General features: G+C 77.9%; 12 protein-coding genes. 3 read left to right on the top strand and 9 right to left on the bottom strand.

The annotated features are described in order from the left end of the window. Positions 1–9: 9 nt before the first annotated feature. The 8 genes from ACA361_RS28545 to ACA361_RS28510 form a co-directional block, all read right to left on the bottom strand. Complete coding sequence (locus tag ACA361_RS28545; RefSeq protein ID WP_375016881.1) at positions 10–1,890, bottom strand: class I SAM-dependent methyltransferase; 1,881 nt, start codon at positions 1,888–1,890, stop codon at positions 10–12. Continuing rightward, complete coding sequence (locus ACA361_RS28540; protein WP_375016879.1) at positions 1,887–3,134, bottom strand: glycosyltransferase; 1,248 nt, start codon at positions 3,132–3,134, stop codon at positions 1,887–1,889. Before ACA361_RS28540 ends, ACA361_RS28545 begins: the two co-directional genes overlap by 4 nt. After that, a complete protein-coding gene (locus tag ACA361_RS28535) occupies positions 3,131–4,024 on the bottom strand; it encodes an alpha/beta fold hydrolase (protein WP_375016877.1) in 894 nt (297 codons plus the stop codon). The genes ACA361_RS28540 and ACA361_RS28535 overlap by 4 nt, the downstream gene beginning before the upstream one ends. Beyond that, the gene (locus tag ACA361_RS28530; RefSeq protein ID WP_375016925.1) at positions 4,017–4,691 is read right to left on the bottom strand and encodes an alpha/beta fold hydrolase; all 675 of its coding nucleotides are present in this window, start codon (positions 4,689–4,691) and stop codon (positions 4,017–4,019) included. Before ACA361_RS28530 ends, ACA361_RS28535 begins: the two co-directional genes overlap by 8 nt. A 13-nt stretch (positions 4,692–4,704) precedes the next feature. Continuing rightward, positions 4,705–5,007 (bottom strand): acyl carrier protein, encoded by a 303-nt coding sequence (locus ACA361_RS28525; RefSeq protein ID WP_375016876.1) that lies wholly within the window; start codon positions 5,005–5,007, stop codon positions 4,705–4,707. After that, positions 5,004–9,338 carry a beta-ketoacyl synthase N-terminal-like domain-containing protein gene (locus tag ACA361_RS28520; protein ID WP_375016874.1) on the bottom strand — a complete coding sequence of 1,445 codons (4,335 nt, stop codon included), beginning with the start codon at positions 9,336–9,338 and terminating at the stop codon, positions 5,004–5,006. The genes ACA361_RS28525 and ACA361_RS28520 overlap by 4 nt, the downstream gene beginning before the upstream one ends. Beyond that, on the bottom strand, positions 9,335–16,705 hold the full coding sequence (locus ACA361_RS28515) for an SDR family NAD(P)-dependent oxidoreductase (protein WP_375016872.1): 7,371 nt from the start codon (positions 16,703–16,705) through the stop codon (positions 9,335–9,337). Before ACA361_RS28515 ends, ACA361_RS28520 begins: the two co-directional genes overlap by 4 nt. 202 nt (positions 16,706–16,907) lie before the next feature. Next, positions 16,908–17,957 carry an alpha/beta hydrolase gene (locus ACA361_RS28510; protein ID WP_375016870.1) on the bottom strand — a complete coding sequence of 350 codons (1,050 nt, stop codon included), beginning with the start codon at positions 17,955–17,957 and terminating at the stop codon, positions 16,908–16,910. A 320-nt stretch (positions 17,958–18,277) separates the two neighbouring features. Between ACA361_RS28510 and ACA361_RS28505 the strand changes: the two genes are divergently transcribed. From ACA361_RS28505 to ACA361_RS28495, 3 genes are read left to right on the top strand one after another with little or no spacing between them, the layout of a single operon-like run. Then, entirely contained in the window at positions 18,278–20,053 is a 1,776-nt protein-coding gene (locus ACA361_RS28505; protein ID WP_375016868.1) for a RelA/SpoT family protein, read from the top strand. Positions 20,054–20,066: 13 nt separating this feature from the next. Then, entirely contained in the window at positions 20,067–20,564 is a 498-nt protein-coding gene (locus tag ACA361_RS28500; RefSeq protein ID WP_375016866.1) for a universal stress protein, read from the top strand. 45 nt (positions 20,565–20,609) lie between these two features. Beyond that, the gene (locus ACA361_RS28495; RefSeq protein ID WP_375016865.1) at positions 20,610–21,434 is read left to right on the top strand and encodes a hypothetical protein; all 825 of its coding nucleotides are present in this window, start codon (positions 20,610–20,612) and stop codon (positions 21,432–21,434) included. A 3-nt stretch (positions 21,435–21,437) separates the two neighbouring features. Here ACA361_RS28495 and ACA361_RS28490 read toward each other — a convergent pair whose 3' ends face one another. Continuing rightward, positions 21,438–22,067, bottom strand: coding sequence for a hypothetical protein (locus ACA361_RS28490; protein ID WP_375016863.1), 630 nt, complete (start codon positions 22,065–22,067; stop codon positions 21,438–21,440). Between the last annotated feature and the right edge of the window lie 12 nt (positions 22,068–22,079).

Genomic DNA, 22,079 nt, shown 5'->3' with positions numbered 1-22,079 from the left:
GTGCGGCGATCAGCCTTCGTCCTTTCGCGCCAGTACCAGGTAGGCGTTGCCGGTCCCCGGGACGGCCGCGAGGGCGAGGTCCAGGACGGCGGCCGCGGCGAGCAGCGGCACGGCGGCCGCGAGGCCGGCGACGCGGCGTGCCCGGGACGCGCCGGGCCGCGCCCAGGGCCAGGCCGGCGAGGGGGCGAGCGAGGTCAGCGTGGTCAGCACCGAGATCACGAGGTCGTGGTCGCGGCGCGCGGCGGGGCGCCGGCGATCCACGATCCGCAGGCCGCGCGCCGCCAGCGCCTCCTCCAGGTTCCCCATCGAGATCATGTGCAGGTGCTGCGGCTGGAACCAGCCGACCCAGCGGCGGCCGAGGAGCCGGGCGGTGCGCGATCCCGGGTCGGGCAGCTCGATCAGCAGGTGCCCGCCCGGTCCGAGGATCTTGACGGCGGCGTCCAGCTCGCCGAACGGGTCGGGCGTGTGCTCCAGGTAGTGGAACATGCTGATCACGTCGTACCGGCCGGCCGGCTCGTCCACCAGGTCGGTGAAGCTCCCCCGGTGGGCGCGCCGCAGCCAGCCGCGGCGGTGCCCCTCGCGGACGCCCTCGCCCTGGTCCAGGCCGTCGAAGGCGGTGCCGGGCAGGACGGTCCGGGCGACGCGGCAGAAGTGCCCGTGCCCGGTCCCCACGTCCAGCCAGGTCCGCGGCGACAGGTGCGCGGCCGCCATCTCCGCGCGCGACCGGTACGCGGCGCCCTGGAGGGCGAAGACGCTCTCGCAGAAGGTGGCGCCGAGCCCGTCGTAGGTGTCGCGGTAGTAGAACTCCAGGCCGGCCTCGTTCAGCCGCGGGTTCTGGAAGATGTGCCCGCACTCCCCGCAGCGGTCGAGCTTGAACCGTCCCGGTTTGGCCTGGACGACGTCGCCGCCGATCAGGTGCGTGTCCAGCGAACGGGCCCCGCACCAGGGGCAGTCGTAGCGGGGCGGCTCGAAGAAGCGTTCCACGCCTTCCAGGAGGTCCTCCCGGTAGCGGCGCCTGGCCTGCTCCTCCTCCTGCGCCCGGTCCAGTTCCCAGGCGGTCTGGGGGGCGTAGAGGGTCCGCCACAGGTTCCAGGGCGTCTGCACGAGCCGCAGCAGCGCGGTCCGGTGCAGGTCGCGCGGGGACAGCGGGCCGCCCGTGAACGTGACGTACGGCGCCGCGCAGTACGAGGCGGCCGCCGCCATCCCCCACGCGGCGTCGGCAGCCAAGGCGAGCCAGACGAGCGCGTAGGTCAGGGCCGTCCCGCCGAGGGCGGCCAGGGGCGGCACGCCGAGGCCGGAGAGCCAGGCCCGCCGGTTCCTCCAGGGCGGCACGCGCGGCGTGGTGTGGCAGGGGACGACGGCGAGGTCGGCCGCGTACCCGTCCCCGTCCGGGCGCGGCCGCGCGTACTGCCGCAGCCGCGTCGTGACGGTGCCGTACTCCCCCGCCTCCAGGCCGCCGGCCTGGACGCCGGCCCGGTCCAGGACGCCGGACGCGACGACGGTGGCGAAGCCCGCGCCCCGCCCCCGGGCGAGCGGGTCGGTCCGGTACTTCGCGGGGTCGAGGGCGCGGGCGAGGTCCAGCGCCCGCTCCACCGGCAGGTCGGCCGGGACGAGGTCGAGGACCTGCAGCCCGCGGTCGCGGGCGTGGACCAGCGCGGCCCGCCGCGCCTGCCCGCTCAGCACCGCGTTGGCGGCGGTGAGCAGCGCGTACGGCCCGTCCGGCCCCGCCTCCTCGCGGCCGCCGGCCCAGCACAGCGGCTCGTCCCGCCCGGCGGGCGGGACGCTGGGCAGCGCGGACAGCCGGTGGCGCAGGCGCAGCGCGTTCAGGAGCACGCCCGCCGCCACGGCCACCGGGAACGCCGCGGGCCAGCCGGCGCCGAGCAGGGTCACGTCAGCTTCTCCAGGCGGTCGGCCGCGTGCGCGGCGCCGCCGGCGGCGGTGAACGACTCGCTCACCCGCGCGGCGGCGTCCCGGTAGGAGTCCCGCTCCAGCACCGCCTCCAGCGCGGCGCGCAGCTCGGCGGCGCGGGCGCGGCCGTACCGGACGGTGATCCCGGCTCCGGCCGCCTCGACCTGCCGGGCGATCACCGGCTGGTCGCCGCGGATCGGCGCGACGACCAGCGGCAGCCCGTCGGCCAGCGCCTCGCAGACGGTGTTGTGGCCGCCGTGGCAGACCACCGCCGACATCCGCTTGAGCAGCGTGAGCTGCGGGACGTGCTCGCGGACCAGCACGTTCGGCGGCGGGTCCGGCAGGGTCCCGCGCGGCGCCACGAACACCGCGCGCACGTCCATGCCGCGCACCGCGTCGGCCGCGGCCCGGAAGAACCGCTCCCCCGCCGGGCCGTCGATCGTGCCGAGGGAGACCAGCACCGTCGGGCGCCCGCCGCCCTCGTCCAGCCACGCCCACGGGAAGTCGCCCGCGGACGGGCGGCGCAGCGCGGGCCCGACGAACGCGAAGTGGTCGGGGAAGAACGACGTGTCGCCGATCAGCGCGGACGTGGAGAACGCCAGCACCAGGTGGTCGGAGAACCGCAGGTCGATCAGGTCCTCGATGCCGTGGTCGAGCTGGAAGTCGCCGATCCGCTCCCGCACCCACTCCTCCACCAGCGGCATCCCGGCCAGCGGGCGGGTGAACTCGGCGGAGGTGGTCGCGGACGTCGCCCACGGGACGCCGCGCAGCCGCGCCACCACCGGAGCGGCCAGCACCTGCTGGTCGGAGACGACCACGTCCGGGCGGAACCGCTTCACGGCCGCCTCGACGCCGGGCATCATCGCGTGCCCGAGCGGGACGATGAACTCCTCCCACAGGAACCGCAGCGCGGCCGGGCCGCGCAGGCCCAGCCACTCCAGCCGGGCCCGCTCCAGCCGCTCGGCGAACGCCGCGTCCTCGGCGGAGAAGATCTGCGAGCCGCGCCGCAGCAGCGGCTCCAGGAACGCCCGCTGGCCCACCCAGGCGACCTTGTGGCCGCGCCGCCCCAGCTCCGCGGCCACCGCCACGGTCGGGTTGACGTGCCCGGTCAGCGGCGGCACGGCGAACAGGAACCGGCGCCGCGCCCCCTCGCCGCCGCGGGCCGGGCGGGCGGCCACGGCGTCGGGCCCGAGCAGCGACGGGACGCTCACCCGCCGCCCGCTCACGGCGCGACCCCGTTCACCGCGACCTCGTTCAGCGGGTCCCCGTTCAGCGGGTCCCCGTTCACCGCGGCGGGGACCTTCGTGCCCGCGTGGTGGGACAGCCAGGGCAACATGACCTCCAGTAGCTCGGCGGTGCCCTCGCGCAGCACCGTGTGCGCGTGGCCCGCCATGATGTGCAGCGTGCAGCCGGGCACCGAGCGCAGCAGCAGCCGCCCCGTCCCGGCGAGGCCGGAGTGCTCCCCGTACACCGCCAGCACGGGGCAGGCCAGCGTGGCCAGCTCGGCGGGCGGGACGGGCCGGGCCGCGGCCAGGTCGTCGATCAGGGTGGTGCCGTTGACCAGCGCCTCGGCGGTGGCGACCTGCTTGCCGTGGCGGCGGTCGCCGGTGTCCATCAGCCGGCCGGACAGCTCCTCGTACTCCAGGACGAGCCCGAACTTGCCGAGCGAGTTCAGCATCTCCTCGGACCATTCGACGGGCCGCTCGGCCGGCCCGTGCGCCTCGATCAGCACCAGCCCCGCGACCCGGTCCGGGCGGGCCAGCGCCGCGTTCAGCGCGATCACCCCGCCGAAGCTGTTGGCGACCAGGTGGACCGGCCGCCGCTGCCCCAGCTCGTCCAGCAGCGCGAACAGGTCGGCGACCGCGTCGGCGGCGCCGTACCCGGCGGGCGTGCGCTCCGAGCGGCCGTGGCCGCGCAGGTCGTACAGGACGGCGCGCGCCCCGGCCGCGGCCACCGGCCAGGCCAGGGTGGAGTAGAAGCTCGACAGGTTGTCCATCACCAGCCCGTGGACGAACACCACGGTGGGCGGCGGCGCCGCCGAGCAGGGGGCCGGGCCACCGCGGGGCTCGATCGTCTGGACGTGGAAGCGGGTCCCGCGCGCGGTCACCTCAGGCATGAGCCTCCTCGCTCTCGGTCAGGAAGTCCTCCAGCAGCGGCGCCAGCCGGGCCCGCGCCGTGATGTGCAGGTCGTGGCCGCCGGGCAGCACGTGCCGCCGGGACGCCGGCAGCGCGCCGCCGACCAGCTCCCCGGCCCGCCGGAACGGGGAGTCGGCGCCGACGACGGTCAGCACCGGCAGGCCGCGCAGGGCCGCCAGCTCGCCGCCGGTCACGGCGGGCTCCGCGGCCAGGTCGGCCCGCAGGCTCGTCCCGCACAGCGCGTGCCCGGCGTGCGGGCCGCCGCCGGCGAACCGCATCCCGAACGGCGGGTCGATCAGCGCCATCCGGGTGACCCGGCCGGGATGGGCGCGGGCGAACCGCACCGCGACGACGGCGCCGTAGCTGTGCCCGGCGATCGCGAACGGCGGCAGCCCGGCGGTCAGCTCGGCCAGGTCCGCGGCCAGCGTCGCGGTGTCGTAGCCGGTCGCGGTGCGCTCGCTCATCCCGTGGCCGCGCCAGTCGGGCAGCCGTACCGGGCGCGTCCGCGCCAGCGCCGGGGCGACGCTGAAGAACCACGACGCGGCGCTGCCGGTGAGACCGTGCAGCATGACCAGGGGTTCGCCGGCGCCGCCGCCCGGGTCGGCGCCGAGTTCGACGACGTGGAAGCGGACGCCCCGCGCGCGCACGTAGGGCAACGGCTCAGACCCCGGCGGGCTGCCGGGAGGCGATGTGGTCCACCAGGTCGCCGACCGTCATCCGCATGATCTGGTCCAGGTCCAGCCCGGCGACCAGCGCGGCCAGGTCGGCCCGCGCGCCGTAGCGCTCGTGCAGCCGCTCGGCCAGCGCGACGAACTCGATGCTCTCCAGCGCCAGGTCGTCGTTCAGGGTGGTCTCCGGGCCGACCTCCGTCTCCAGCAGGAAGTCGTCCCCGACCACCTCGACCAGCATCCGGACGACCTCGTGCTGGACGGCCTCGTAGAGGACCTCGTCCGCGGCTGTCATGCTTCCCCTTCCCTCGTTCCCTCGTCGTTGCGGGTGCGTGTGCGGGTGTCGTTCGGCGTGCGCGAGGTGACCGTCCAGGCCACGACGTGCTCGTCCAGCAGGCGCGTCTCGACCGCGGTGACGGCGCCCGACCGCTTCGCGGCGGCGTCGGCGGCGCGCATCCGGGCCCGCGCGACCGCCTCGCCGTCGCCGGGCTCGGGCACCGGCTCGACCGCGACCCCGGCGGGCTCCGGGGCGGTGCGCACCAGCGCCGCGCCCAGGTCGGGGGTGGCGGCGACCGACACCGCGGGCCCGGTCCCGAACGGCCCGGTCACCTCCGGGCGGCCCTCCGCGCCGTCCCGTACGGTCAGCTCGGCCGGGAACAGCGGGCCGTGCCCCCGCTCCCACAGCCAGTGCCGGACGGCGTCCTTGACCGCGATCCGGCCCAGCAGCCAGCGGCCGCGCTCGCGGGGCCGCATCGCGAGGTACTCGGCGCGCTCGGCGCCGCCGAGGTACTGGCGCATCAGCATGTCGCGGGCCGAGGTGCCGTCCCAGTGCCGCCGGGCCAGGCACCAGCCGCCGGGCTGCGGCTCGGCCACCCCGGACAGCTCCGGGGTGAACTTCATCCGCCAGGTCGCCTCGTCGGTGTGGAAGCGGCGGGTCGTCCAGCCCTCGACGCGGGCCCACAGGCCGCCGGCGCCGCCCGCCCGGACGAGCTCGGCGTCGTACTTGACGGTGCTCTCGGACACGGAGCGGTTCCGGACGGTGGCGCCGACGCGCTCGCCGGCGGCCGGGTGCGGGCCGTACAGGGTGATGCGGCCGATGCCGATCGGGAAGACGATCTGGTCCTTCTCGCCGTACACCTGGATCCAGTGGCCGCACAGCTGCCCGGCGGCGTCGAGCAGCGCGCCGGGCGCGTCGGTGGCGGTCAGCACGCCGCGCACCCCGTCGCGGGCCATCGCGGTGATCTCGGTGACGCCCTGGTAGAGCGGGCCGTGGAACATCCAGCGCTCGTCGTACAGCTGCGCCGCCGTCACCGGCGGCGGCCCCTCGGCCTCCAGCGCGGCGCGGTCGTCCAGGGCCCGCGGCGGTACGGCCGGGTAGCGCTCGGCGAGCAGGACGGTGCCCTCGACGTGCCCCTCGACGGCGACCTTCACGCGGCGCGGCCCGCCGTGCCACTCGGCCGGGTTCGCGCGGATGTCGGCGGTGGTCGGCGGGCAGGCCACCACCCACCGCATCGCGCGGACGTCCTCGAAGCCGATGACGGCCAGCTCGGGCAGCAGCTCGCGCGCCGCCTCGGCCATCACCTCCAGGAGCGTCGTCAGCGGGACGACCGGGAAGCGGTCGGCGATGTCGGGCCAGCCGGGCGGCTGCTCGATGACGCAGTGGTCCGCCAGGAACGGCATGGCGTCCAGCGAGAACGTGCGGGACGTGGTCAGCGACGTCGCCGCCGCCGTTCCCGGGCGGGTCCCCGGCGGCTCCTCGTCCATGTCGATGTGGGCGAACCCGCCGCCCGCCTCCAGGGCCTCCACGACGCTCTGCGCGCCCGCGGTGGCCTCGCGCAGCAGCGCGTCCAGCTCGGCCATGACGGGGTCGCGGCCGGGCAGGTCGGGCAGGCTCGGCAGGGCCAGCCCGATCGGCGGTACGGAACCGGCGAGCCGGACCAGCGGCGTGCCGAGGTCGAGCCGCATCCCGGCCGGGCCGCCGGCCTCCTGGACGGCCGGCGCGCCGTACCCCTCGGCCCACAGCGCCGCCACGACGCGGCGGAGCTGGTCCAGGCCGGTGCGCTCGGGGACGTTCACCGCCAGCGCCAGGTGGTCGCGCTCGCCCAGCCGGTCGCGGACGAACCCGGTCAGGCTCCCCGGGCCGACCTGCACGAACGCGCGGACGCCCGCCCCGTACAGCTCCTCGATCAGCTCGCTGAACCGCACCGGCTCCAGCAGGTGCCGGACGACCAGTTCCCGCACCGCCGCCGGGTCGGCCGGGAACGGCGCGACGGTCGTGGCCGACCACACCGGCACGGCGGGCTCGCGGACCTCCAGCGCCTCGAACGAGCGGCGCGCGTGCTCCAGGTAGGTCTCGGCCAGCGGGGTGTGGAACCCCGACCGGAACGGCAGCTCCTGCCCGAGCACGCCCTCGGCGGCCAGGCGTCCCAGCAGCTCGCGGACGGCCTCGGGCGGGCCGCAGATCACCGACTGGTGCGGGCAGTTGTCGTGGCTGACGACCACGTCGGTGCGGGAGCCTAGGGCCTCCAGCGCGCGGTGGGCGCCGCAGCCGAGCGCCGCGTACGCGGCCTCGGGGACCTCGATGGGCTCCCGGTCGAGCGCGGCGGTGAACGCCTCCACGGCGGCCGGATCGTGCAGCCCGGCGACGATCATGGCGGTCCACTCGCCGAGGCTGTGCCCGGCGGCGAGGTCCGGCTCGATGCCCAGCCGGGCCAGCGCGGCGGCCAGCAGCCGGCCGACCGCGATCACGTCGGCGGCGTGGCCGAGCGGGTCGGTGCGGCCGGTCAGCGGCGGCGGCTCCATGCCGAAGTGCTCGGCGATGTCGTCGACGCGCGGCTCGAAGCGGGGCTCGAACCCCGGGAACAGGAACGCGGTCTTCCCGCCGCCGCGCGCCAGCAGCGGCCGCGGCGTGAACCAGATGTCGCTGCGGCCCCGCCACGGCGTGCCGCGGGCGACGACGGCGCGGGCCAGGTCGAGCTTGCGGGACGTGGGGTCGACGATCGCGACGCGGCACGGCAGGTCCGGGTCCGGGTCGCCGTGCGCGAGGATCTCCTCTTCGGTCCCGGCGAGCAGGGCGGCCAGCCGCTCGGGCGTGGCGGCGGCCAGCCGCAAGACGGGCCCGCCGGGCCCGCCGGTCCCGCCGGGCGGTCCCGCGAGCGCGGCCCGTCCCGTGAACGCGGCGCCGCGCGTCCGGGCGGGCGCGGGCGCCGGCGGCTCCTCCAGGACGACGTGCGCGTTGACCCCGCCGAACCCGAACGCGTTCACGACCGCGCGGCGCGGCGTCCCGTCCCCGGGCGGCTCCCAGCCGGCCGCCTCCCGCGCGGGGCGCAGCCGCGTCCCGGCGAGCGCGGGGTGCGGCTCGTCGATGTGCAGCGTCGGCGGCAGGACGCCGTCGCGGAGCGCGCAGGCGGCCTTGATGAGCCCGGCGATCCCGGCGGCCGGCATCGCGTGCCCGATCATCGACTTGACCGTGCCGAGCCACAGCGGCGGCGCGGCCCCCGCGCCCTCGGCGGTCCCGAAGATCCGGCGCAGCGTCGCCAGCTCGGCCGCGTCGCCGGCGGGCGTCGCGGTGCCGTGCGCCTCGACCAGCCCGGCCGCGCCCGGGGCGGCCGGATCGAGCCCGGCGTCGGCCCAGGCCCGCTCCACCGCCAGGACCTGGCCCTCCACCTGCGGGCTGAGGATCCCGCCGGCGCGGCCGTCGCTGGACGTGCCGACGCCGCGGATCACGGCGTGCACGCGGTCGCCGTCCCGGAGCGCGTCGTCGAGCCGCTTCAGCAGCACGACGCCGGTGCCCTCCGCGAGGAGCGTGCCGTCGGCGGCGCGGTCGAACGGGCGGATCCGCTCGCTGCGGCTCAGCGCCCGCAGCTGGCTGAACACGCTCCAGACGGTCGCGTGGTGCGCGTGGTGCACCGCGCCCGCCAGCATCGCGTCGCACTGGCCGGACCGCAGCGCCCGCACGGCGTGCTCCACGGCCACCAGCGAGGACGCGCACGCGGCGTCCACCGTGTACGCGGGGCCGCGCAGGTCGAACCGGTCGGCGATGCGGGCCGCGGTGAAGCTCGGCACCAGCCCGGCGGGGTCGGCCGGGCTGCCGAGCCGGGCCCGGAACGCGGCGGCGATCTCCGCCAGCCGGTCCGCGCCCAGCTCCGGGAGCAGCTCGGCCAGCACGCCGGCCAGCTGGTGCGAGGCGCTCACCCGCTGGTCGAAGCGGGCGACGCCGGGCGTGAGGTAGCCGCCGCGGCCGATGACCACGCCGATCCTCGCGCGGTCGGGCAGCCGCTCCTCGCCGCCGGCGTCCGCGACGGCCTCGGCGGCGGTGCGCAGCGCGAGCAGCTGGTCGGGCTCCATCCCGGCGACCGCGGCCGGCATGATCCCGAACCGGGCCGGGTCGAATGTCGCCAGGTCGTCGACGAACCCGCCGCGGCGGCAGTAGAAGCGGTCGCTCTCGGGCGGCCGGTCGTACGCGCCGGGGTCGTAGTAGACGCCGGGGTCCCACCGGTTCGGCGGGACCTCGCCGATCGCGTCGACGCCGCCGCGGACGTTGCGCCAGAACTCGGCGGCCGTGCCGGCGCCCGGGAACACCGCGCCGAGGCCGACCACCGCGATCGGGGCGCCGCCGCCGCTCACGGCGTCCCCGTGAACACGGCCTGGAGCTCGCCGCCGTAGGCGATCTCGCGCAGCAGCGCCGCCACCCCCGCGGCCGGGTCGATCAGCGGGATGCCGCGCCGGGCGTACTCGCGGGCCAGCTCGGGCGTCACCATTCCCCCGCACCCGCCGCCGCCGTCCCACGGCCCCCAGTCGGCCACCAGCACCCGGCCGCGCAGCTGCGTCCGCCAGACGTGGGCGAGGGTGTCGCAGGCGTCGTTGGCGGCGGCGTAGTCGGCCTGGCCGCGGTTGCCGTGGACGCCCGCGACGCTGCCGAAGACGACGAAGAAGCCGAGGTCGGGGCGGACCGCGGCGGCCAGCGCGCGGGCCCCGTCCACCTTGGTGCGGTAGACCCGGGCGAACGAGGCGGGGTCCTTGTCGCGGACGAGCCGGTCGTCGACGATCCCGGCGCCGTGGACGACGCCGTCGAGCCGGCCGTGCCGCGCGTAGACGTCCTCGACGGCGGCGCGCACGGCCTGCGCGTCCCGCACGTCCACCTGGGTGTAGCGGACGGACGCGGCGTGCCCGGCCAGCGCGTCCAGCGTGGCGCGGACCTCCCGGTCGGCGAGGATCCGGCGGATCAGCGCCTCGATCTCGGCCGGGGTCCGGCCGCCGCCCTGCGCGACGAGCGCGCGCCGCAGCGCCGCCTCGTCCGCCGCGGCGGCCAGGGCGGGATCGGGCCCGGGATCGGGATGCGGCGGCGGGGTCCGGCCGATCAGCTCGACATGGCAGCCGGTGCGGCGGGCCAGCTCCACGGCGGTGCGGGCGGTGATGCCGCGCCCACCGCCGGTCAGCAGCACGACGCCGGACGCGTCCAGGCCGAGGTCGGTCTCGTCGTCGCCGTCCGGGCCGGGCGGGCCGGCGGGAACGGTCGTGAGGGTGTGCCGGGCGCCGTCGAGATGGCCGATCTCGACCGGCGTGCCGGTGCCGGCGGCGGCCAGCTCGGCGAGGATCCGCAGCGCCACGGCGCGCGGGGTGTCCTTGGTGTCGACGTCCAGCGCCCGGACGAGCACCCGCGGGTACTCCAGCGCCAGCGTCCGGGCCAGGCCGCGCAGCCCGGCGCCCGGGGTCGGGTCGCCCGCGCCGCTGCCGTCGTACCCGCGGCCGAACGTCCCGCTCGATCCGCTGGCGAGGACCAGCCACCGCAGGCCGCCGGTGGCCAGCGAGTCCCGGATCCCGGCGTACGCGCCGGGCAGCACGGGCCCGCCGCCGGGGCGGAGCGCGGCCAGGTGGATCAGGCCGTCGCAGGGGCCGCCGTCCGGCTCGGTCGGCGTGCGGACCTGGGCGCCGCTGCGTTCGAGCAGGTCGGCCAGTTCGAGCGCGATGCCGCCGCCGTCGTCCACGATCACGAACGCGCGGCCGGCGAAGCGGCCGGCGGGCGGCTCGCCGTCCAGGTCGGGCAGCGGGACGGTCTCGACCAGGTACCGCTGGACGCCCGGCCGCGGGGCCGGCGGCGCGAGGTGCTCGCCCAGCCAGGCGACCAGCTCGCCGATGGTCCGGACGGACGCGAGCCGCTCGGCCACGGCCCCGTCCGGCCGGGGGGCGCCGGCCGGGGCCGGTGCGAACCGGTCGGCCAGCTCGCCGATGATCTCGGTGCGCTTGATCGAGTCGATCGACAGATCGGCCTCCAGGTCCAGCTCCGGCGCGAGCATGTCGCGGGGGTAGCCGGTGCGGGCACTGATCACGCCGAGCACGGTGGCCGCGACCCGGTCCCGTTCCAGCGCGGGCTCCGGCTCGGGCTCGGGTTCCGGCGCCTGCTCCAGGGCGGGCACCGGTGCCGGGGCGGTCACGACCTCGCCGGGCAGCGCCCGGCGCGGCCCGGGCACCGGCGGCGCGCCCTCGCCCGGCGGGACGGGCGCCCGCTTCGCCGCCGGGCCCGCGCCGAGGTAGTCGAGGACGACCTCGCGCTGGGCGGCGATGATCTCGCGGCCCGCGCGCAGGAACTCCACCACCGCGCCCTCGGCCGCGCTGCCCGCCCGCTGCGGCCGCGGCAGCCCGGGCCGCGGCGTGCGCGCGGGCGCCGGGAAGTCCGCGGTGCCGTGGACGGTCTCCGCCGCGGCCGGCGGCGCGATCCGCTCGGCGGGCCGCAGCCCGTTCGGCAGCGGGGCGCCGTCGGCCGTCCGGACGAGGTGGCCGTTGACGATCCAGCCGGGCACGGGCGGCGCGGCGCCGCCGCCGGCGCCGTCCTCCGCCCCGGCGGCCGCGGGCCGCGCGCCCCGTCCCGCGAGCAGCCGCGCCGCGTCCACGGGGACGCCCGCGACGGCCAGCTCCGCGAGTGCGAGCAGGAGGTGCTCGACGCCGTCGGCGCCCTCCCGGCGGGGCGCGTCGACCGCGACGGCGGTGTGCGGCCGGTCGCCGAGGATCATGCCGGTCAGCCGGGTCAGCACCCGGCCGGGCCCGGCTTCCACGAACACCCGCGCGCCCGCCGCGTACATCGCCTCGACCTGCTCGGCCCACCGGACCGGCGCGGCCACCTGGGCGGCGAGCGTGGCGCGCAGCTCCGCCGGGGCGGTCGGGTACGGGACGGCGCCCGCGTTCGACCACACCGGGTACGCGGGCGGCCGCACGGCGCGGGCGCCGAGCTCGGCGCGCAGCTCGGTGGCGGCCGCCGCGACCAGCGGGCTGTGGAACGCGCACGCGACCGGCAGCCGCCGGGTCGCGATGCCGTGCTCGCCGAGGAGCTCCAGCGCCTCGGCCAGCCCCGCCGCGGTACCGGAGATCACGACCTGGCGGGGCGCGTTGTGGTTGGCGACGACGACCTCGCGGACGCCGGCCAGCGCCAGCCGGACGTCCTCCGCCCGGGCCGCGACGGCCGCCATGCCGCCCGGCTCCCCGGCCCGCTCCGCCGCGGCCAGGACGGCCTCGGCGCGGGCGGCGCTCAGCTCGACCAGGTCGTCCTCGCCGAACGCCCCCGCGGCGCACAGCGCGGTCAGCTCGCCGTGGCTGTGCCCGGCGGCCATGTCCGGCCGCACGCCCAGCTCGCCGAGGAGCCGGTGCGCGGCGAGCCCGGCGATGGCGAGGGCGGGCTGCGCGACGCGCGTGTCGGTGAGGGCGAGCCGCTGCCGTTCCGCCTCCTCGGGCGTGAACGCGGCGGGCGGGAACATCGCGTCGGCGTAGCCTCCGCCGCCCAGCCGCAGCAGCCGCTGGAGGCGCGGGAACGCCACGAACACGCCGGCGAGCATGCCCGGCCGCTGGCTGCCCTGCCCCGGGTAGAGGAACGCCACCTGACCGCCCGGCGCGTCCTCGCCGGCGACGAACACGCCCGGCCCGGCGCGGAACTCGCGCGCGTCGGCGAGCTTGGCGGCCAGGTCGTCCAGGCCGGTGGCGACCAGCGCCACCTGCACGGCGCCGCTCCCGTCGCCCGCCGCCGCGGCGGCGAGGTCGCGCAGCCGCGCGCCGCGCGCCGCCGCCGAGTCGAGCAGCGCGCCGAGCCGGTCCAGCTCCGCCCGGGCCTCGGCGCGCCCGGCCCCGCGGATCAGGAACAGCTCGGCGGGCCAGTCCGCGACCCCGGAGACCGGCTCCGGGGCGCCGTCGTACCCGGACAGCACCGCGTGGAAGTTGGCGCCGCCGAACCCGAACGCGCTCAGCCCCGCGTACCGCTCCCCCGGCGCCGCCGGCCACGGCCGCGCCGACCGGCCGAAGTGGAACGGGCTGGTGGCCGCGTCCCAGGCCCGGTTGGGCTCCTCCAGGTGCAGCGTGCCGGGGCGGACGCCGGCGTGCAGCGCGTACGCCGTCTTGATCAGCCCGGCCAGTCCGGCGGCGCACTTGGTGTGGCCGATCTGCGACTTCACCGAGCCGAGCGCGGTGCCGCCCGGCCGCGCCCCGGCGGCCGCGTACGTCTCGGTCAGCGTGGCCAGCTCGGTGCGGTCGCCGAGCTCGGTGCCGGTGCCGTGCGCCTCGACCAGGCCCACCCGGGCCGGGGAGACGCCGGCCCGCCGGTACGCGCGGTCGAGCGCGCGGCGCTGGCCCTCGGCGCGCGGCGCGGTGATGCCGGCCGAGCGGCCGTCGCTGGACCCGGCGACCGACTTGACCACCGCGTAGATCCGGTCGCCGTCCCGCTCGGCGTCGGCGAGCCGCTTCAGCACCACGCAGCCGACGCCCTCGCCGAGCGCGATCCCGTCGGACGAGGCGTCGAACGCGGCGCACCGGCCCCGCGGCGACAGCGCGTGCACCGCCGAGAAGAGCAGGTAGTCGTAGATGGAGTTGTGCAGGTCGGCGCCGCCGCACAGGACCATGTCGCTGCCGCCCGACACCAGCTCCTTGCAGGCCGCGTCGAGCGCCGCCAGCGACGCGGCGCACGCGGCGTCCACCGTGTAGTTGGCGCCGCCGAGGTCCAGCCGGTCGGCGATCCGCCCGGCGATCACGTTGGTGAGCACGCCCGGGCAGGAGTCCTCGGTCAGCCGCGGCAGCCGCTCGTCCAGGCCGGGCGGCACCTCGCCGTAGTACGACGGCAGCAGCGCCCGGGTTCCGTACGCGGTGCCGAGCTCGGTGCCCGCCTCCGCGCCGAAGAACACCGAGGTGCGGGTGCGGTCGAACGGCCGCGTGCCGTACCCGGCGTCGTCGAGCGCCCGCGCCGCCACCTCCAGGCTCAGCAGCTGGACGGGCTCGACGCCCGCGAGCGACTGCGGCGGGATGCCGTACCCGAGCGCGTCGAACGGCACGTCCGGCAGGAACCCGCCCCACTTGGACGGCGTCCGGTCGCCCGCGCCGTCGCGGACGGCCGCCGGGTCGAAGTAGACGGCCGGGTCCCAGCGGCCGGCCGGCACCTCGGTGACCGCGTCCACGCCGCGCACCACGTTGCCCCAGAACGCGGCCGCGTCCGGGGCCTGCGGGAACACGCCGCCGATCCCGATGATCGCGATGTCCATCGGGCCCGCCGCGTCCTCCGGCGTGGCCGCCGCGGCGGCGGGCGCGATAAGCCCGAGCTTGGCCGCCCGGGTGGCCAGGAAGAACGTGGCGCCCGTGCTCACCTGCTCGTGCAGCCCGGTGACGCTGGTGGTGGCCGAGCGCAGCGCCGCCACCTGGCCGAGCATGTACATGCCCTCGCGCAGCTGCTCGTCGTCGCCGACCTGGACGAGGCCGTGCTCGCCGGTCCCGTGCTCGCCCGTCCCGGGCTCGTCGGCGTGCCCGCGGCGCAGGCCCTTGCTGGCCGTCCGCAGCCGGCCCAGGTTGAGCTCCTCCAGGACCCGCCACGCCTTCGCGCGGGGCGTCCCGGCCTCCTCCAGGCGGCGCCGCTCCGCCTCGAACGTCTCGACGTACGGGGTGCGCGCGCAGCGGGTCGCGTGCCCCGGCGAGGTCTCCAGCAGCGCGGTCCCGGCGCAGTCGACGGCGGCCCGCTGGAACCCGGGCGTGATCGCCCCGGCCTCGACGGCCTCGTAGGTGAACAGGTACGCCGTCCCCATCAGGACGCGGATCTCCGCGCCGCGCTCGGCGAGCGGCCCGGCCAGCGCGGCGACCATCGCGGCCGACCGCTCGTCGTGGATCCCGCCGGCGAACATGACCGACAGCCCGCCCGCGCCGCCGTCCGCGTCGCAGAACGCGAGCAGCCGCTCCACCTGCGCCTCCCACAGCGGGAAGCTGCCGCGCGGGCCGACGTGGCCGCCGCACTCCATGCCCTCGAACACGAACCTGCGGGCGCCCTCGGCCAGGAACCGGTCCAGCAGCCCGGGCGAGGGGACGTGCAGGTAGGTGCTGATCCCGGCGTCCTCCAGCGGCTCGGCGTGCGCCGGCCGGCCGCCCGCGATCAGCGCGTACGGGGGGCGGGCCGCGCGCACCGCGTCCAGCTGCGCCGCGCGCAGCTCCGGCGGCACGAAGCCGAGGATCCCGACGCCCCAGGGCCGGTCCGCGAGCCGGGTGGCGGTGTCGGCGAGCAGCTCCCGCGCCTCGTCGCCGTCCATGAGCGACAGCGCCAGGAACGGCAGGCCGCCGTCCTGCGCGATCGCCGCGGCGAACGCGGCCCGGTCGCTGACCCGCGTCATCGGGCCCTGCACGACCGGGTACGCGCGGCTCGCGGGGGCTCCCGCCGGAAGGTCGCGCGGCGCCAGCGGCTCGGCCCGCACGGCCGCGCGGATGTGCGCGGCGATCTGCTCCCGGACGGCCCGGACGACGCCGCCGGCCGTCCCGTACCGCTCGGCGAGCGGGCGCGCGAACGCCCCGTCCTGCCCGACGGCGACCGGGCGGGCCCGCAGCCCGCCCGCGGCGCTCAGCGCGGTGGCGACCTCGGCGGGTTCCAGCCCGTCCAGGTCGAAGTCCGGCAGGTCGGGCCGCGCGTACACGCGGTGGCCGCCCGTGATCCGGGTCTCGCTCCCGTCCATCGCGGCCACGGCGGCGGTGATGTCGGCGGGCGCGTCCAGTTCGCGGACCAGGGCGAGCTGGGAGTCCAGCACCACCCCCGCGGCGCCGCCCGCGACCGCCGCGGCGGCCGTGTGCGGGCCGACGCCTCCGGCCGCCCAGATCGGCACGCCGACGCGGGCGTCCCCCAGCAGCCGCTGGAGCAGCACGAACGTGGTCAGGTCGCCGACCCGGCCGGCGCCCTCCCGGCCGCGCGCGATGATCCCGTGCAGGCAGCCGCCGGCGGTGCCGCCGAACCTGGCGACGGCCGCGGCCGCCTCCTCGGGGTCGACGACCTCGATCAGCAGGCGGCGGCCGCGCGCGAACGCCTCGGCGTCGACGAGCCCGCCCTCCGGCGCCGCGTCGGCCTCCTCGCCTTCCTCGCGCCGCTCGGCGTTCACGACCGGTCCGGCCTGTCCGGCCTGTCCGGTCTGCTCGGTCTCTTCGTGCGGCGGCCGTGCCGGCTCGGACCCGGTGCCGTCCCGGGGCGCGGGGTCCCCCTTGGGTTTCGGCGGGATGACGCGGACCGACCAGCCCGCCTCATCGCCGCCGTGGTCGTCCACGGGCTCGGCCGCCGGCTCGGGCACGCGCCCGGACACCGGGGCGGGCGCCGGCTCCGGCGCGGCGGGGGCCCCGGTACGGGGCGCCGGCTCCGGTTCCGGCTCCGGCGCCAGCGCGGCGGCGTCGATCACGACGGTGTCGACGGCGGCGGGCAGGTCGCGCGGCCGTACCCCGCAGCCCGCCGGGACGCGGACCGCGAGCGGCCCCGCCCACCAGCGGCCCGCGTCGGCCAGCGCCGCGAGCGCGGCCGCGCGGTCGGTCCCGAGGTCCAGGACGCCGAGGCCGCCGGCCCGGGCCACCGCGACCGCCAGATACGGCGCGGGCCGCCCGAACGGGCCGATTCCGATGATCTGGGGCACCGGGCGGGCGCCCGCCGGGCCGGCCGTGCTGCCCGCGCCTCCCGAGGCGATCGCGTCCCCTGAGATGCCCGAGTCCCGCGAGTCCGTCCCAGCCGTCATGCGCGTGCCCCCCGACCGCGTGGCTCATCCAACGCCAGCACACATTACGGTCGGCGATCGGACGCTCACTCCGGCGACACACAGGGGGCGCGGCGATTAGCGGGGACCGAAAAGCATCCCTGGGGGTTTCCTTGACACAGGATGACCCCGGGTGACCGAGGATCACCCGGGGGTTCAGCCCGGAATGCCGCCGGCCGGCCGCTCAGATCGCCGCGGTCCGGCGGCGGCGCGGCGCGCGCAGCCCGTGCCGGACGATGCCCTCGTCCAGCCAGCGGTCGAGGTGCGCCCAGGTGGTCGCACGGGCGGCGCTGCCGGTCAGCACGCCCACGTGCCCGCCGGGCGCGACCTCGAACCGGACCTCCGGGGCGTTGGGCAGCAGCCGGGTCAGCGGCCGGACCGCGCTCGCGGGCGCCAGCCGGTCGTCCCGGCCGGCGATGGCCAGAACCGGCACCCGGACGCCGTCCAGGGCGATCCGGCGGCCCTCGAACTCGATCTCCCCGGTGTCCCGCAGAAGTGCCGAGCGGAGCCCTTCGGAGGCGCGGCCGGAAGAGGCCATCATCGCGTTCGCGAAATGATCGAGCGCCTCGGCCTGCGCCAGAAATTCGGCATCGTCAAGATGGGTCAATATTCGGTAAGGGCGAACCAGGTATTTCTCGACGCCCAGCAGCCCGCGGGCGGGGTCGGACGGCGGGATCGCAGGGCCGCCGAACAGCGTTCCGGCGACCGTCTCCTCCAGCCGCGAGGCGGCCCCGCCGGGCACCGGCACGGGCACCGCGGCCGGGTCGGCGGGCGCCGCGACGAGCGCCACGGACGCGATCGGCGGCGCCGGCTCGGCGGCGGCCAGCAGCGCCCGTACCCCGCCCAGCGACCAGCCGACCAGTTGCACCGGCTGGCCCCCCGCGTCCCGGCTGACCGTCTCGATCGCCTCCGGCAACGCCGCTCCCGCGGCCCCGCCCGGCCCCTGTTCCAGCAGGTAGCTGCGGCGTCCCGCGTTCACCAGATGCTCGGCCAGGCTGCACCCGCGGCGCAGGTCGTAGCAGCGCACCGGGACGGCCGGGGGCGGGACGAACAGCACCGGCGGACCGGCCGCGATCAGCCCGCGCGGCCCGCGGTAGCGGCGCACCGCGGCCCCGCCGGGCCCGTCGGCGATCACCTCCCCGGGCGTCGGGCGCAGATCGGCCAGCCGGCCGTCGGCGAGCTTGCGGGCGAGATTGGACGCCGCGGCGCGCACGCTGCGGGGGGACGGCATCATGGCGGGAATCCAGCTCCGTTCGGCAGGGCCCCGGGGAAAAACGGATCGGTCGGGTTCATGCTCGCTTCCCGCATTCTTACACCGGACTTCGCACCGCAGATATCGCCGGCCTGTGAAGCGCACGTTAATTCGGCTTGACAGGGCGGCCGCGAGCACCTGGAATGGGACCGCGTAAAACGACCGGCCGGGCAGGCGGGCGGCACCGGGCCGCCGCGCGCGGACCGGCCCCCTCCTCGCCTCGCGGCCGCGACGTCGCGCATAATGTCGATCACAGCCCGTAGCGGTCCCGCGCGGGCCACGCCACCAGGGCGGGGTGTGCGATGACGGCGCTCGATCCGGTCCGGCCGACCACCCTGCCGGCGGCCTTCGCCGCGGGGCTCGGCGGTGCCGTGCCGCGGCCGGTCACGCCCCGGCTGCCCGTTCGCGGGCGGCCCGCGAGGAGGCGGCGGCGCGCCGCGGCCGGCGGCGGCGCGCTGCCCGCCGTGGCGCCGCTGCTGGCCGCGCACCGGGCCGCCTACCCCGACGCCGACGAGGGCGAGCTGCTGCGCGGGTACGAGGTCGCCGAGCGGCTGCACCGGGGCCAGCTGCGCAAGTCCGGCGCCCCGTACATCACCCACCCGCTCGCGGTGGCGATGATCCTGGCCGGGATGGGCATGGACACCACCACGCTCGTCGCGGCCCTCCTGCACGACACCGTCGAGGACACCCCGTACACCGTCGGCGAGGTGCGGGCCGACTTCGGCGAGCAGGTCGCGGTGCTGGTCGACGGGGTCACCAAGCTCGACGGCGAGCGGTGGGGCGACCGCGCCGAGGCCGAGACGCTGCGCAAGATCGTGCTGGCCGCGGCGGCCGACCTGCGGGTGCTGGTGATCAAGCTGGCCGACCGGCTGCACAACCTGCGCACGCTGGGCTTCCAGCCGGCGCACAAGCGGGCGAGGTACGCCGCCGCCTCGCAGGAGCTGCTGGTGCCGTTCGCCGAGCGGCTCGGCATCCACATGCTCAAGCGGGAGATGGACGACCTGGCGTTCGCCGCCCGGGACCCCGGCGGGCACGCGGCCACCGCGCGCGCCGTCCGGGCGGCCCTGCGCGGCGCCGAGCCCGCCTTCGGCGCCGCGCTGGGCCGGCTGCGCGCCTCGCTGGCCGCGCACCGCGTCCGCGCCCGGGTGGCGATCCGGCCGCGCCACCTGTACGCGGTGCACCAGGAGCGCGAGGGCGAGCTGGCCGGGCTGCGGCCGTGCGACGCGGCCCGGCTGCTGGTGCTGATCGACGGCGGGGAGCAGGACTGCTACGTCGCGCTCGGCGCCGTGCACGCGGCCATGCACCCGATCGCGGGCCGGGTCAAGGACTTCATCGCGCTGCCCAAGTTCAACATGTACCGGTCCCTGCACACCCGGGTGATCAGCCCGGACGGCGACCTGCTGGACGTGATCATCCGCAGCCGGGCCATGCACCCGGTGGCCGAGTACGGCATCGTCGCCCACCTGCGCGAGGCCGGGCCCGGCGCGGTCGCGGGCCGCCGCGACCTGGTGTGGCTGAGCCGGCTGCTGGCCTGGGAGCCCGACGCCCCGTCCGCGGCGTTCCTCGACAGCCTGCGCGCCGACCTGGCCGCCGGCGACGTCGCGGTGTTCACCCCGGCCGGGGAGGTGGTGGCGCTGCCGTCGGGGGCGACGGCGCTCGACCTGGCGTACGCGCTCGGCCCCGAGACCGGCGACCTGTGCATCGGCGCGCTCGTCAACGGGCGGCTGGCGGCGCTGTCGGCCGAGCTGCGCGGCGGGAACGTGGTGGAGATCCTCACCGAGCCGGGCGCGGCACCGTCCGAGGACTGGCTGCGGTTCGCGGTGACCGCCCCGGCCCGGGTGCACATCCGGCGGTCGCTGGAGCGCCGCCGCGCCGAGGAGGCCGCCGCCGGGGGCCGCGCCCGGCTGCGCCGCGCGCTGGCCGGCCGCGGCGCCGACCTGCTGGCCGCCGAGGCCCGCGGCGTCTCGCTGGCCGTGGCGCGCGACCTCGGGTACGGCGAGGCCGACGACATGTACGCGGCCCTCGCGGCCGGCTCGCTCACCGTGGAGGACCTCCTGGCCCGGTTCGCGCGGGCGTGACTAGGCTGGCCGCGTGAGCGAGGAAGCGCCGCCGGGCGAAGGCTCCGCCGATTCCTTCGGGGAGGACGGGTTCGAGATCCGCGGCGACGGGCCGCGCATGATCGTGGCCGGGGTGGACGGCTCGGCCACCTCGATGCGCGCCACCGCGTACGCGTGGGGCCTGGCCCGCCGCAACGACTCCCGGCTGCTGCTGGTCCACGTCTCGCCGCTGACCTCGCTGTCCAGCCTCACCCCGGGCGGCGCCGCCGTCATGCGCGAGGCCGCCGAGGAGACCGCCCGCGAGCTGCGCGAGGAGGTCGAGCGCGCCGTCGCGCGGAGCCGGCCGCCGGTGCGTTACGAGTTCGTGGTCGAGCAGGGCGACGCGGCCGGCGCGCTCGCCCGGATCGCCGACCGGGTCCGGGCCGACGTCGTGGTGGTGGGCGCGTCCGCGCAGGCCGGGCACCGGCTGGTCGGGTCGGTGGCGGTACGGCTCGTGCGGAGCGGCCGCTGGCCGGTGACCGTCGTGCCGTAGGCGGCCCGGCCGGTTCCGGGGCCCGCGGCGGGGAAGGTCACGGCCATGGAGGAACCGGCGGAACCCATCCTGACCGACGTGCGCTGGAGCGGGAGCGTCCTGCGCGTCGAGGGCCGGCTCGGCTCCGGCGGCGCCGGGGACGAGCCGTCGATCGTGCTGCGCGAGCGCGACGGCGACCGGCGGCTGCGGGTCCCGGCGGCCCGTGCCGGCGCGGGCGCGTTCAGCGCGGAGATCGACACGGCCGCGGCGGCGGGCGGCGGGCCGCTGCCCACCGGCCTGTGGGAGCTGGAGCTGGCCGCCGGGGACGGGCCGCCGCGGCCGCTGGGCCGCGCGGGCGGCACCGGCCCGGACCTCGATCCGCAGCGCCGGTTCCGGCCCGACGACACCGCGGTCACCGCGTACTTCAGCGTGTACGGGCCGCTGGCGATCGACGTCGGCGGCGCGGCCCATCCCGGCGACCCCGTCCAGGCGGACGAGCTGGCCTGGAACGGGCACGACGAGGAGCTGGTGGTGACCGGCCGGCTGGCGCTGGAGTCCCTGGCGCGGCCGCTGTCGGCCACGCTGACGCTGTGCGAGCGCCGTACCCGCCGGGTCTACGAGGTCATCGCGGCGCTCCAGGACGCGGGCGGGCGGGTGCGGTACGCGGCGGCCGTCCCGATGACGCGGGCGTTCGTGGACGACCCGCTGCCGCGCGGCTCCTGGGAGGCGTTCCTCGTCCTCGGCTTCTCCGGAATGCACCGGGAGCTGCGGCTGATGGCGCCGGACCGGCCGGTCGGGCGGCGGGTGCGGCGGCGGCTCGTCCCGGTGCGGTTCGGCACGACGCGCGCCCCGGAGCCGCTCACGATCACCGTCGGCCGCGAGCGCTCCTGAGCGCTAGGGTCTGCGGCGCCGGCGGGTCCTGGACCGGCGCACGCAGGCGGGCGCGATCGCCGCCAGCAGGCCGACCAGGGCCGTGCCGCCGATCAGGTTGAGCCCGGCGGTCACCAGCGCCGCCGCGGCGGGCACCCGCAGCGTCAGCGGCAGCAGCGTCACCAGGGCCACGGCCGTGCCGCCGATCCAGACGAACGCCCGCACGGGCCGTTCGGCCACCCCGATCAGCAGGTGCAGCAGCGCCGTGGCCTGGAGCGCCGCGGTGATCGCGCACAGCGAGTAGGCGAGCGCGGCCGATTCGGCACCGACATCCCGCCCGATGAACACCGGCACCTGGACGTCCAGCATGCCGCGGATCAGCCCCACGCCCCCGAACATCAGCGCGGCCACGATCGTCGCCGCGCCCAGCCCGCACAGCCAGAGCCGCCGCGCGTACACGCCCGGCCTGGCCGAGATCTCCTCGTGCAGGCGGACGAACTCCTCGTACTGGGCCAGCGGTGCGACCGCGGGACCGCGCAGCGACGCGCGGCACCGGAACGACCGTTCCAGCGGCCGCCGCCGTGCACGCGATCCGCGCGCCTGGCCCCGCCGGCGAGGATCGTGGAAGAACGACTCGAACGGCGTCTCCCCCATGCAGGACTGCTA

It is taken from the genome of Actinomadura sp. 21ATH, from assembly GCF_041951345.1.
Taxonomy (GTDB): domain Bacteria; phylum Actinomycetota; class Actinomycetes; order Streptosporangiales; family Streptosporangiaceae; genus Spirillospora.
Note: the sequence above shows the minus strand (reverse complement) of the source record. Positions and strands in the feature narration are given on the sequence as shown.

What these genes read in the sequence shown, in the direction of transcription:
- ACA361_RS28505 (WP_375016868.1), top strand. Translation starts at nt 18,278, where the DNA reads ATGACGGCGCTCGATCCGGTCCGGCCGACCACCCTGCCGGCGGCCTTC.
- ACA361_RS28495 (WP_375016865.1), top strand. Translation starts at nt 20,610, where the DNA reads ATGGAGGAACCGGCGGAACCCATCCTGACCGACGTGCGCTGGAGCGGG.
- ACA361_RS28515 (WP_375016872.1), bottom strand. Translation starts at nt 16,705, where the DNA reads ATGACGGCTGGGACGGACTCGCGGGACTCGGGCATCTCAGGGGACGCG.
- ACA361_RS28490 (WP_375016863.1), bottom strand. Translation starts at nt 22,067, where the DNA reads ATGGGGGAGACGCCGTTCGAGTCGTTCTTCCACGATCCTCGCCGGCGG.
- ACA361_RS28510 (WP_375016870.1), bottom strand. Translation starts at nt 17,957, where the DNA reads ATGATGCCGTCCCCCCGCAGCGTGCGCGCCGCGGCGTCCAATCTCGCC.
- ACA361_RS28535 (WP_375016877.1), bottom strand. Translation starts at nt 4,024, where the DNA reads ATGCCTGAGGTGACCGCGCGCGGGACCCGCTTCCACGTCCAGACGATC.
- ACA361_RS28525 (WP_375016876.1), bottom strand. Translation starts at nt 5,007, where the DNA reads ATGACAGCCGCGGACGAGGTCCTCTACGAGGCCGTCCAGCACGAGGTC.